The sequence below is a fragment of the Blastococcus sp. DSM 46786 genome (genome assembly GCF_900109665.1).
Classification (GTDB): Bacteria; Actinomycetota; Actinomycetes; order Mycobacteriales; family Geodermatophilaceae; genus Blastococcus; species Blastococcus carthaginiensis.
On sequence record NZ_FOAO01000038.1, the window covers coordinates 1 to 11,629 of the forward strand.

The 11,629-nt window shown below is 72.2% G+C and carries 10 protein-coding genes and 2 pseudogenes; 9 read left to right on the forward strand and 3 right to left on the reverse strand.

The window, feature by feature from the left end:
• Positions 1-199: pseudogene (locus BMW62_RS21800) on the reverse strand (transposase); the annotation flags it as partial.
• A 314-nt stretch (positions 200-513) separates the two neighbouring features.
• Here BMW62_RS21800 and BMW62_RS21805 point away from each other — a divergent pair.
• From BMW62_RS21805 to BMW62_RS21820, 4 genes are all read left to right on the forward strand, one after another.
• Positions 514-1,980, forward strand: coding sequence for a class I adenylate-forming enzyme family protein (locus BMW62_RS21805; protein WP_091935755.1), 1,467 nt, complete (start codon positions 514-516; stop codon positions 1,978-1,980).
• An 88-nt stretch (positions 1,981-2,068) separates the two neighbouring features.
• The gene (locus BMW62_RS21810) at positions 2,069-3,877 is read left to right on the forward strand and encodes a DUF3556 domain-containing protein (RefSeq protein ID WP_091935758.1); all 1,809 of its coding nucleotides are present in this window, start codon (positions 2,069-2,071) and stop codon (positions 3,875-3,877) included.
• On the forward strand, positions 3,874-5,289 hold the full coding sequence (locus tag BMW62_RS21815; RefSeq protein WP_091935761.1) for a phytoene desaturase family protein: 1,416 nt from the start codon (positions 3,874-3,876) through the stop codon (positions 5,287-5,289). The genes BMW62_RS21810 and BMW62_RS21815 overlap by 4 nt, the downstream gene beginning before the upstream one ends.
• Positions 5,290-5,302: 13 nt before the next feature.
• Complete coding sequence (locus BMW62_RS21820) at positions 5,303-6,601, forward strand: RsbRD N-terminal domain-containing protein (RefSeq protein ID WP_211435245.1); 1,299 nt, start codon at positions 5,303-5,305, stop codon at positions 6,599-6,601.
• Between the two features lie 20 nt (positions 6,602-6,621).
• Here the strand turns inward: BMW62_RS21820 and BMW62_RS21825 are convergent, their stop codons facing one another.
• Positions 6,622-7,425 carry an LON peptidase substrate-binding domain-containing protein gene (locus tag BMW62_RS21825; protein WP_091935763.1) on the reverse strand — a complete coding sequence of 268 codons (804 nt, stop codon included), beginning with the start codon at positions 7,423-7,425 and terminating at the stop codon, positions 6,622-6,624.
• A 117-nt stretch (positions 7,426-7,542) separates the two neighbouring features.
• Between BMW62_RS21825 and hisD the strand changes: the two genes are divergently transcribed.
• Genes hisD through BMW62_RS21845 form a run of 5 tightly spaced genes read left to right on the forward strand, consistent with a single transcriptional unit; the run spans position 7,543 to position 11,380 of the window.
• On the forward strand, positions 7,543-8,847 hold the full coding sequence (gene hisD / locus BMW62_RS21830) for a histidinol dehydrogenase (RefSeq protein ID WP_091935766.1): 1,305 nt from the start codon (positions 7,543-7,545) through the stop codon (positions 8,845-8,847).
• Complete coding sequence (locus tag BMW62_RS21835; RefSeq protein WP_091935769.1) at positions 8,844-9,956, forward strand: histidinol-phosphate transaminase; 1,113 nt, start codon at positions 8,844-8,846, stop codon at positions 9,954-9,956. The genes hisD and BMW62_RS21835 overlap by 4 nt, the downstream gene beginning before the upstream one ends.
• Positions 9,957-9,961: 5 nt before the next feature.
• Positions 9,962-10,558: an imidazoleglycerol-phosphate dehydratase HisB gene (gene hisB, locus BMW62_RS21840; RefSeq protein WP_091935772.1), complete on the forward strand. Its 597-nt coding sequence runs from the start codon at positions 9,962-9,964 to the stop codon at positions 10,556-10,558.
• A gap of 16 nt (positions 10,559-10,574) precedes the next feature.
• The gene (locus BMW62_RS22880) at positions 10,575-10,751 is read left to right on the forward strand and encodes a hypothetical protein (RefSeq protein ID WP_170852521.1); all 177 of its coding nucleotides are present in this window, start codon (positions 10,575-10,577) and stop codon (positions 10,749-10,751) included.
• Complete coding sequence (locus BMW62_RS21845; RefSeq protein ID WP_091935774.1) at positions 10,751-11,380, forward strand: nucleotidyltransferase family protein; 630 nt, start codon at positions 10,751-10,753, stop codon at positions 11,378-11,380. The genes BMW62_RS22880 and BMW62_RS21845 overlap by 1 nt, the downstream gene beginning before the upstream one ends.
• 114 nt (positions 11,381-11,494) lie before the next feature.
• On the opposite strand, the pseudogene BMW62_RS23360 reads toward BMW62_RS21845, so the two are convergent.
• A pseudogene (locus BMW62_RS23360) lies at positions 11,495-11,629 on the reverse strand (endonuclease); the annotation flags it as partial.

The window sequence follows — 11,629 nt, forward strand, 5'->3', positions numbered from 1 at the left end:
GCTCCGGGGCCAGGCACAGCCCGACCAGCGACCGCACCGGACCCTCAGCGCACAGCAGCGCGTCGGCCAGCTCGAACAGCTCATCGGCCCGCCGACCCAGGCATCCATACAGCTGACCGCGGAACTCTCGCAGCCGGTCCAGCCCCGCCGGCCCCACGAAGCTCTGGTCAATCCCGTCGGACAGGGGAAGACTGTCCATCGCGGCCACCGCCGATCTTCGAAGCTCGCTACTCCGAAGGATCACGCGGTGGCCGCCTTCATGCCAGCCCTCGAATCACACTGATGTGACTCCGCCGGCCACGGAGGTTAAACGGCAAGCTGAGCCCGCGGGTCGGTCGCTGCCCCGGCGCGTCGGTCCGGCGACCGGTGTGCACCGTGCACCGTGCACAAACTCGCTGGCCAAGTTGGTGTACGGAGGACGTGGGCACGCTCGCCCACCCTTCGTAGTGTCGGGCGCCACAGGGCCTGCGTGGTGCGGGTCACAGCGAACGAGCACCGAGGAGCCGGCGGCGCATGAGACCGGGTTACCTGCCCTGGGAGCGACTCAGGACGTCCGATGACGCGCCATGCGTGCGGGACGAAGACGTGGAACTCACCCGTGCCCAGTTCCGGGCGCGGATCGAGGCCTTCGCCGCCCAGCTGGCCGCAACGGGCTTCGGCCGGGGCGACGTCCTGGCGATCATGCTGCCGAACCGCCTCGAACTGCTCGTGGCATTGTTCGCTGCGTGGCGGCTCGGCGGCGCGGCCACCCCGGTCAACCCGGCCTTCACCGCCAGCGAGGCCGACCACCAGATCGCCGACTCCGGCGCCGTCGTCGTGGTGAACGGAGGGCCGGCGGCGCCCACCGGCGGCCGGACGGCGATCCACGTAGGAGACATGCGCACCGCCGACTCCGGTGCCCCGCTCCCACCGGTGGCTCTCCGCCCCGACGACCTGGCGCTGCTCATCTACACCAGCGGGTCCACCGGGCGGCCCAAGGGCGTCATGCTCGACCACGCCAACGTGGAGGCGATGTCGGGCACTATGGCGGCGCACTTCTCGTTGACCGAACGCGACCACTGCCTGCTGGTCCTCCCTCTTTTCCACGCCAACGCGATCATGGTGAGCGCGCTGGCCACCATCCGGGTGGGCGGGCAGCTCAGCATCGTCGGCAGCTTTTCCGCCAGCCGGTTCTTCGACCACGTCGAGAAGCTCCGCCCGACCTACTTCTCGGCCGTGCCGACGATCTACGCGCTGCTGGCGTCCCTCCCCGACGACGTCCGGCCGGACACGTCCTCCCTCCGGTTCGTCGTCTGCGGTGCCGCCCCGGTGTCGGCCGAGCTCCTCGACCGCTGCGAGGAACGATTCGGCTTCACCATGGTCGAGGGCTACGGCCTCACCGAGGGCACCTGTGCCTCGGCGTGCAACCCGGTCGATGGCGTCCGCAAGCTCGGCACCGTCGGGCCCGCGCTGCCGGGGCAGCGGATCGCGATCGTGCGGGAGGACGGATCCCCCGCCGGCACGGGTGACATCGGGGAGGTCGTCATCTCCGGCCCGACCGTCATGCGGGGGTACCTCGGCAAGCCCGAGGCCACCGCCGAGACGCTGGTGGGCGGCTGGCTGCGGACCGGCGACGTCGGCCGGCTCGACGAGGACGGCTACCTCACGATCGTCGACCGCGTGAAGGACATGATCATCCGCGGCGGGGAGAACATCTACCCCAAGGAGATCGAGGCCGTGCTCACGGCGGTGCCCGGCGTTCTCGAGGCCGCCGTCGTCGGACGTCCGGACGACGTCCTGGGGGAGTCGCCCGTGGCGTACGTGAGCCTCTACCCGGACGCCCGGATCGGGGACGACGAACTGCTCGAGCACTGCCGGCGCCATCTCACCCGGGCGAAGGTGCCGGAGCGCATCGAGATCCTCGACGGCCTCCCCAAGAACCCGGTCGGCAAGACGGACAAGCCGACCCTTCGCCGATCGCTGCAACCGCAACCCGTCTAGCCGGCACCGCACTCCCGACCGCACCAGCAGTCCCGCTGCACGAGCGCCCCTCGTGCTGATCACCCCTGCCCGAACGAAGGAGCCCCCCGTGGGATTCAAGACCGCAGACATGCCGCCGGTGGACCCGGCCGAGTTCGAGTCGATGCCCTTCATGGATCGCATGCGGATGCTCGCCACCCACTGGTGCGAGTACGGCTTCGGTGGCCCGAAGACCAACCACATGCTCTACGTCTACAAGCTGATCTTCTACGTGGCCGGCGGCGTCGCCATCGTCGCCCTCACCACGCCCGGTCTCGGTGGCATCGGGAACCTCGCCTCCTGGTGGGGCGAGCTCATCGTCTACCAGAAGCTGATCGTCTGGACCGTGCTGTTCGAGATCACCGGTTGGGCGTCGTCTTCGGGTCCGCTGGCGTTCAAGTTCAAGCCGTTCATCGGCGGCTTCCTGTACTGGACGCGGCGCAACACCCTGCGCCTGCCCCCGTGGCCGGGGAAGGTGCCGTTCACCAAGGGCGACCACCGCACCACCTTCGACGTCGTCCTCTACTGCAGCATCCTGGCCACGCTGGCCTTCCTGCTGCTCACCCCGGGTTTCGAGTCGTCCGCCGTGCCGGGGAGCGACGCCGGGCTCCTGCCGCAGTGGGGGCTGCTCGCCTACGTCGGCCTGATCGTCGTCATGGGCCTGCGCGACCGGGTCGTCTTCCTGGCCGCGCGGTCGGAGCAGTACGTCGCCGTGCTGTTCTTCTTCGGCGTCCTGAGCACCCAGGTCGACATGGTCCTGGCGGCCAAGATCGCCGTCGTGACGATCTGGATGGGCGCCGGCATCTCGAAGTTCGGCCACCACTTCACCAACGTCGTCCCGCCGATGGTGAGCAACACGCCATGGATCACGTCGCTGACGTTCAAGCGGGCGCTCTACCGCGACTACCCGAACGACCTGCGGCCGTCGAAGATCGCCTGGGGCTTCGCGCACATCGGCGGCACCGTCGTCGAACTCGTGCTGCCGTTGGTGCTGCTGTTCTCGACCGACTCGACGATCACCTGGCTGGCGATCGTGGGCATGGTGGTGTTCCACATCTTCATCACCTCCACCTTCCCGCTCGCGGTGCCGCTGGAGTGGAACGTCTTCTTCATGTTCGCCCCCGTCTGGCTCTTCGCCGGCTTCCCCGCCTCCGAGGGCTACGGCGTCGGCGACATCAGCTCGCCGTGGCTGCTCGTCGCCATCCTCGCCGTCTTCGTCGCCTTCCCGATCCTGGGCAACCTGCGGCCCGACCTGATCTCGTTCCTGCCGTCGATGCGGCAGTACGCCGGCAACTGGGCCTCGGCGACCTGGGCGTTCCGTGGTGACGAGGCCGAGGACAAGCTGAACAAGCACCTGGTCAAGTACAACCCCAACCAGGTCGACCAGCTCGCCGGGGCGTTCGGCAAGGAGATCGCGGAGATCTTCATGCAGAAGGCGATGGCCTGGCGGACCATGCACAGCCAGGGGCGCGGCCTGATGTCGCTGATGATGCGGCACCTCGACCGCCTGGAGAACTACCGCATCCGCGAGGGCGAGTTCGTCTGCACCACACTGGTCGGCTGGCAGTTCGGTGACGCGCACCTGCACAACGAGCAGACGATCACCGCCGTGCAGAAGCGCTGCGCGTTCGAGCCGGGCGAGTGCATCGTCGTGTGGGTCGAATCCCAGCCGATCCACCGCTCGACCCAGGAGTACAAGGTCATCGACGCGGCGCTCGGCGTCGTGGAGCGGGGCTACTGGAACGTGGCGGAGGCCGTGGCCGAGCAGCCCTGGCTGCCCAACGGGCCCATCCCGCACACCGTCACGTGGCGCAGCCCCGGCTACACGCCGGCCGGGGAGCACCCGCACCCGGCGGTCCGTGCCAGTGTGAGTGCATGACCGACGCCGTCGTGGTCGGCAGCGGGCCCAACGGGCTCGCTGCCGCCCTCACTCTCGCTGCCGCCGGTGTCCAGGTGACGGTGCTCGAAGCCGCGGACACCATCGGGGGCGGCACCCGGAGCAGCGCCCTCACCCTGCCCGGGCTCATCCACGACGAGTGCTCCGGCTTCCACCCGCTGGCCGTCGACACCCCGTTCTCCCGGGCGTTCGACCTGGCGGCGCAGGGGTTGACGTGGCGGTGGGCGGACTTCGAGTACTCCCACCCGCTGGACGGCGGCCGCGGTGCCGCCGTCCAGCGGTCGATGGACGACACCGCAGCCCGCCTGGGGGAGGACGGCCGTCGCTGGCGCAGCCTCTTCGAACCGCTCGAGCGACGCTTCGACGACATCGCCGAGGACTTCCTGCAGCCGTTGCTGCACGTGCCCGCTCATCCGGTGAAGCTCGCCCGCTTCGGCGCCTACTCCCTGCTGCCGGCCGCGGTGCTGGCTCGGCGGTGGTCGGGGCCGGAGGCACGGGCGCTGTTCGCCGGCGTCGCCGCGCACGCGTTCCGGCCGTTCGGGTCACCGGCGTCCTCAGCGATCGGCGTGGCACTGGGGACGGCAGCGCACCGGTACGGCTGGCCCGTGGCCGAGGGCGGGTCGGCGGCCATCGGCAGGGCGGTCTCCGCGCTGCTCGCCGAGCACGGCGCCAAGGTCGAGACCGGGGTGAGGGTCGGCTCCCTGGACGAGCTCGGCGACCCGGACATCGTGATGCTCGACGTCGCACCCGCCGCGGCAGCGCGCATCGTCGGGGACCGGATGCCCCGGCGGATCTCCCGTGCTCTCATCCGCTACCGCCACGGTCCCGGCTCGTTCAAGGTCGAGTTCGCGGTGCAGGGCGGCGTCCCCTGGACCCACGAGGAGTCCCGGCGCGCCGGCACCGTCCACGTCGGGGGCACCTTCGAGGAGATCGCGGCCACTGAGCGGGACGTCGTCCGGGGGCGGATGCCGGAACGCCCGTTCGTGCTGGTGGGGCAGCAGTACGTCGCCGACCCGACCCGGTCCCGGGACGACGTCCACCCCCTGTACACCTACGCCCACGTGCCGGCCGGTTACACCGGCGACGCGACCGCCGCCATCGAGGACCAGATCGAGCGGTTCGCCCCCGGCTTCCGCGACCGGGTGCTGGCCCGGCACGTGACCTCGACCGCCGGCCTCGAGGCACACAACGCGAACTACGTCGGCGGGGACGTCGTCACCGGCGCCAACGACCCTCTCCAGCTGGTGTTCCGGCCCCGCGTGGCACTGGATCCGTATGCACTCGGCGTGGACGGCGTCTACCTGTGCTCGGCGGCCACCCCGCCGGGTGCGGGAGCGCACGGGCTGTGCGGTTTCAACGCCGCGCAGTCGGCCCTGAAGCGGAGCTCCTCCTGAACCGGCAGGCGTGGTGAGCGCGGGAGCGGAGGAGCGGGACGGCGTCGGGGGCGCCGACCGCATCCTGGCCCTGGTGTCGGAGGCGGCTCAGCGGCTGGATCGGCGGCAGCCCCGGATCGCGCGGGACATGACCGACCTGATCATGCGGCACATCCGTTCGCTCGACGTCGACCCGCAGTTCCTCGAGCTGCTCCGGGCCAGCGTGGACGCCAACACCAAGACGCTCACGCACATCCTGATCAACCACATCCCCATCGAGCACCTGCAGCCCACGACCGCCGCAGTGGAGTACGCGATGCGGCTGGCCCAGCGGGAGGTCCCGGCGAACTCCCTGGTCCGCGCCTACAGCGTGGGCAAGGACGACTTCATCGAGCAGATGTTCCCCGATGTCCAGGCCCTGGACTGCTCCGCGGAGGAGAAGTTCGAGGTCCTGCACCACATGGCCACGGTGGTCGGCCGGTACATCGACTGGATCTCGCAGTACGTCTTCGAGGCGTACGAAGCCGAACGCGAGCGCTGGCTGAGCACCCAGGGGACCGTCCGGGCGGCGCTGATCCACGACGTCCTGGGCGGGCAGAACGTGGCACCAGTGCACTTCGAGAAGGAGACCGGCTACCGCCTGTCCGCCCACCACCTCGGGATGATCATCTGGTCGGTGGCCGCGGCGCCCGCGCCCGACGAGCTCCGGCTGCTCACCTCGGTGGTGTCCAAGGTGGCCGCCGGTGCCGGCTGCTCGGGTGCGCCCCTGGTGACGGCGGTCGATCGTGAGACCGCCTGGGCGTGGCTGCCCTTCGCGGTGCGGCCGGCGGAGGTGGACACGACCCAGATCGGCACGCTCGTCGGGCAGACGCCGACCTGCCGGGCGGCCCTCGGGCTGTCCGCCTCCGGCGTGACCGGTTTCCGGCGCACCCACGTACAGGCCCAGGCCGCGCGCCGCGTCGCCGTGGCCTCGGGCGGGACGGCACCGATCATGGGCTTCGGGGACGAAGGAGTGGCGATCACCTCGATGCTCGCCGGTGATCTCGACTCCGCCCGGGCCTGGGTCGGGGAGGTCCTGGGACAACTCGCGCTGGACAACGACACGTCGCAGGTGCTGCGGGAGACGCTGCGGGTCTTCTACCTCACCGGGGAGAGCTACACCGACACGGCCGAGATCATGCGGCTGCACCGCAACACCGTGAAGTACCGGGTCTCCCGGGCCCTGGAGCTACGGGACCCCGCCACGCGATCCCACCGGGTGGATCTCGCGGTGGCGCTGAACGCCTGTCACTTCCTGGGGTCCGCCGTCCTCGCCGCCCCGGGTCCGCGCTGACACTGCTCGGCGACCCGCGGTCAGTTCACCGTCATAGGGGTGGCGAACTGCTGCAGCGGCGCCGGCACCGCACCGAGGGTCTGGAGCAGCGTGAGTTCCCGGCGCAGCAGCCGGGACTCCGCGGCCAGCCGCCGGCGCGTCGCGGACTCGGCCAGCAACGCCTGCCGGTCCTCGGTGGTCAGCAGCGCCGAGGACGCGACCAGCCAGGACAGCGCGGACGGGTCGTCGGCGGCCGCGGCGAGCCGCACCGCCGCCTCCACGCCGTCCCCCTGGGCGCCCGCGCCCAGCGCTGACACCTCGGCGACGTACTGCGTGAAGAGGTCCCCGACCCCGCGGGCCAGCAGGTCCAGCGACCCCCGGGCGACCGAGCTGACGAGCTCGTCCGGGGGAGGCGCCAGGCCGGTGTCGTCGCCGTCGGTCACCGCCTCCGCGTCCCCGGCGGCCTCCTCCGCGGCCTCCTCCTCGGCCAGCCACTCGACCTGGGCCTGCAGGTAGGGCGGGTCCTCGCCGACCACGACGTCCAGCAGCCGGAACCGCTCGCCGCCCACGGTGACGATGCGGAACCCGCCGTCGGCCTGCGGCTGCAGCCGCTGCAGCCGTGCGGTGCAGCCGATGTCGTAGAGCGCCGCCGCCGGGGCCACCCGCTCGACCTCCCAGCCCTGCCGGATCGCGACCACCCCGAAGAAGCGACGGTCACCGTGCTCGGGCAGGTCCATGAGGTCGCGCATGAGACGGCGGTAGCGGGGCTCGAAGATCTGCAGCGGCAGCACGACCCCGGGAAACAGGGGCCGGCCCAGCGGGAACAGCGGGATCAGCTCGCCCATCCCGGCAAGCGTACGGGCCGCCCGCCGCCGGCCCGTGTGGGCGCCCCGGGGAGGCCGGACGGCGCTGGATACCCTGGGACCCGCGTCGCACCACCCGATCGGACCCCGGAGGCACCCGTGCTGGCACGCATCGACCTGCGTGGAAACGCCCTGCCCGGCGTCCGGGAGCTCGCCGGGCTGCTGCCGCGGGCAGCCACCGACATCGACTCGGTCCTCGCCACCGTCCGCCCGCTCTGCGAGGACGTGCGGCTGCGCGGCGCCCAGGCGGTGCGCGAGATCACCGCTCGGCTCGACGGGGTGGACGCCGAGGACTTCGCCGTCCCGCAGGAGGCGCTGACCCGGGCGCTCGCCGAGTGCGACCCGACGCTGCGCCAGGCTCTGGAGGAGTCCATCGCGCGGGTGCAGAAGGTGCACGCCGACCAGCGCCGCACCGACGTCACCACGGAGGTCGTCGCCGGCGGGACGGTCACCGAGCGCTGGCTCCCGGTCCGGCGCGTGGGCCTGTACGTCCCCGGCGGCCTGGCGCCGCTGCTGTCCAGCGTCGTGATGAACGTGGTCCCCGCGCAGATCGCCGGCGTCGAGTCGATCGCCGTCGCCTCCCCGCCGCAGCGGGACAACGGCGGCCTGCCCGACCCCGGCGTGCTCGCCGCCTGCGCGCTGCTGGGTGTCACCGAGGTCTACGCCGTCGGCGGGGCGCAGGCCATCGCCGTCTTCGGGTACGGCGCCGGCTCCTGCGAGCCGGTGGACATGGTCACCGGCCCCGGCAACGTCTACGTGACGGCGGCCAAGCGGCTGCTGCGCGGGCTGATCGGCATCGACTCCGAGGCCGGCCCGACCGAGGTCGCGATCCTCGCCGACGACACCGCCGATCCCGCGCACGTGGCCGCCGACCTGATCAGCCAGGCCGAGCACGACCCGCTGGCCGGCGCGGTGCTCGTCACCCCCAGCGCGGAGCTGGCCGACGCCGTCCTCACCCTGGTGCCCGGGCAGGTCGCAGCCACCAAGCACTCCGACCGGATCACCACCGCGCTGGAGGGCACCCAGTCGGGCATCGTGCTGGTCGACGACCTCGACGCCGGGGTGCGGGTGGTCGACGCCTACGCCGCCGAGCACCTGGAGATCCAGACTCAGCGACCCCGCGAGGTGGCGATGCGGGTGCGCAACGCGGGGGCGATCTTCGTCGGCGCCTGGTCGCCGGTCTCGTTGGGCGACTACATCGCCGGCTCCAACCACGTGCTGCCCACCGGCGGGTGCGCGCGGCACTCCAGCGGGCTGTCGGTGCAGTCGTTCCTGCGCGGCATCCACCTGGTCGAGTACGACGAGCAGGCGCTCGCCGACGTCGCCGCGCACGTCGACGCCCTCGCCGGCGCCGAGGACCTGCCGGCGCACGCGGCAGCGGTGCGGGTCCGGCAGCGGTCGTGACCGAGCTCGACGAGCTCCCGCTGCGGCCGGAGCTGCGTGGCCGCACGCCCTACGGCGCCCCGCAGCTGCCCGCCACGCACCGGCTCAACACCAACGAGAACCCGCACCCGCTGCCGGCCGAGCTGCTGGCCGACCTGGGGGAGGCGCTGGGTCACGCGGCGCTGGCGCTCAACCGCTACCCCGACCGGGACGCCGTCGCGCTGCGGGCCGACCTCGCCGCCTACCTGTCGCGCACCGGCGGCGTGCCGGTCGAGCCGGCGCAGGTGTGGGCGGCCAACGGCTCCAACGAGGTGCTGCAGCAGGTCCTGCAGGCGTTCGGGGGTGCGGGGCGCACCGCACTGGGGTTCACGCCCTCGTACTCGATGCACCCGATCATCGCGGCCGGCACCGGCACGGCCTGGGTCGACGGGCACCGGGCGGCCGACTTCACCATCGACACCGACGCCGCCGTGGCCCAGGTGCGGCAGGTGCGGCCCGACGTCGTCTTCGTCACCAGCCCGAACAACCCCACCGGCACCGCCGTCGACCTGGACACGGTGGCCGCGCTCTACGAGGCCACCGAGGGGGTCCTCGTCGTCGACGAGGCGTACGCGGAGTTCGCCCGCACGGGGACGCCGTCGTCGCTCACGCTGCTCCCGGGCCGGCCGCGGCTGGTCGTCAGCCGCACGATGAGCAAGGCGTTCGGCATGGCGGGGCTGCGGCTGGGCTACCTGGCCGCGGACCCGGCCGTCGTCGACGCCATCCAGCTGGTCCGGCTGCCCTACCACCTGAGCTCGCTCACCCAGGCCGCCGCGCGGACGGCGCTGGCGCACACCGACGCCCTGCTGGCGACCGTCGACGCGGTGAAGGCGCAGCGCGACCGCATCGTGGCCGCGCTGCCGGGCATGGGGCTGACGAGCGTGCCCAGCGACGCCAACTTCGTCCTCTTCGGCCACTTCGCCGACGCACCCGCCGCGTGGCGGGCGCTGCTGGACCGGGGGGTGCTCGTCCGGGACGTCGGGCTACCGGGCTGGCTGCGGGTGACCGCCGGGACCGCCGAGGAGACCGACGCGTTCCTCACCGCCCTGGGTGAGGTCGCGCCGGCCCACCGCACGCTTCTGGGAGACTGACGCCCATGACCCGCACCGCACGCGTCGAGCGCCAGACCAGCGAGACCAAGCTCGTGGTGGAGCTCGACCTCGACGGCACCGGCAGCAGCTCGATCAGCACGGGCGTGGGCTTCTACGACCACATGCTCACCGCGCTGTCCAAGCACAGCGGCATCGACCTCACGGTGCAGGCCGACGGCGACCTGCACATCGACGCGCACCACACGGTCGAGGACGTCGCCATCGCGCTGGGCCAGGCGTTCGCCGAGGCGCTGGGGGACAAGCGCGGCATCACCCGCTACGGCGATGCCACCATCCCGATGGACGAGGTGCTCGCGCAGGCGGCGGTGGACCTCTCCGGCCGGCCGTACTTCGTGCACGCCGAGCCCGAGGACATGACGCCGATGATCGGGCCGGATTACCCGACGTCGCTCACCAAGCACGTGCTCGAGTCGTTCGCCTTCAACGCCCGGATCAGCCTGCACGTGCGGGTGCTCTACGCCGGCCGCGACGCCCACCACATCGTGGAGGCGCAGTTCAAGGCGCTGGCGCGGGCGCTGCGCGCCGCCGTGGCGATCGACCCCCGGGTTCCCGACGTCCCCTCGACCAAGGGCGCGCTGTGACCCGGCGCGGCCGGCGGTGAGCGGGGGGCTGCCCCTCCTGCTGCTCGGTGGTTTCCTGCTCGGTGGGGCGTGGAGCATCTGGCGCGCGGACACCGACGACGGCCGGCGCACCGGTCCCCAGGTCGTGTTCGCAGTCATCCTGCTGGTCGCTGCCGTGCTGGCCAGCGCGGCGGGCGTCCTCCGCCTGATCTGATGGGAGGACCCCCTCCTCCCCGCCCGTCGCAGGTTCCGGAGGGGGCCACCGGCGAGGAGCGGTTCCTCGGCATCGTGCTGGCCGATCCCACCGTGGCGGCGATCCTCGAGCGCGCACCGGTCCTGGGCGCCCCGGACTGGTGGCTGACCGCCGGGGTGCTGTTCCAGACGGTGTGGAACGAGCTCACCGGTCGACCTCCGGGCACCGGGATCCGGGACGCCGACCTCTTCTACTTCGACCCGGACACCTCCTGGGACGCGGAAGACGCCGTCATCCAGGCGGGCGCGAAGCTGTTCGCCGACCTGCCGGTGCCGGTGGAGATCCGCAACGAGGCCCGGGTGCACCTCTGGTACGAGGCGCGGTTCGGGGTGCCCGCTGCACCGTTCCGCGACTGCCCCGACGCCATCGACCACTTCGCGGCCGTGTGCTGCTGCTACGGGGTCCGGGTGGACCGCGAGGGCCGGCCCGAGGTGTACGCGCCACACGGCTACGCCGACCTCTTCGACCTCGTGGTCCGCCCCAACCGGCGGCTGGCCCCGCGTCACGTCTACGAGGCGAAGAGCGCGCGGTGGCAGCAGCAGTGGCCCGAGCTCACCGTCGTCCCCTGGTCGGGGGCCGGCTCGGACTAATCCCGAGCGGGCTCAGTCTCAGCCGGCGCGCGGTGAGTCGCCGGAGCGCCGGTTCAGCGTCCGCGCGAGGTCCGCCGGCGCGCGGTCAGGTGGCGGTGGAGCGGGCGTGACCGGTCAGCCGGCGCGGGAGTTGGCCGGGTCTGCGGTGGTGCGGGGCAGGATGAGGATCTCGGTGCCGTCGGGGCGGTAGGTGCGCCATCGGCCGTCGGGTTGGCGTTCGATCCGGAAGCCGTGGTGGATCTTGGTGTG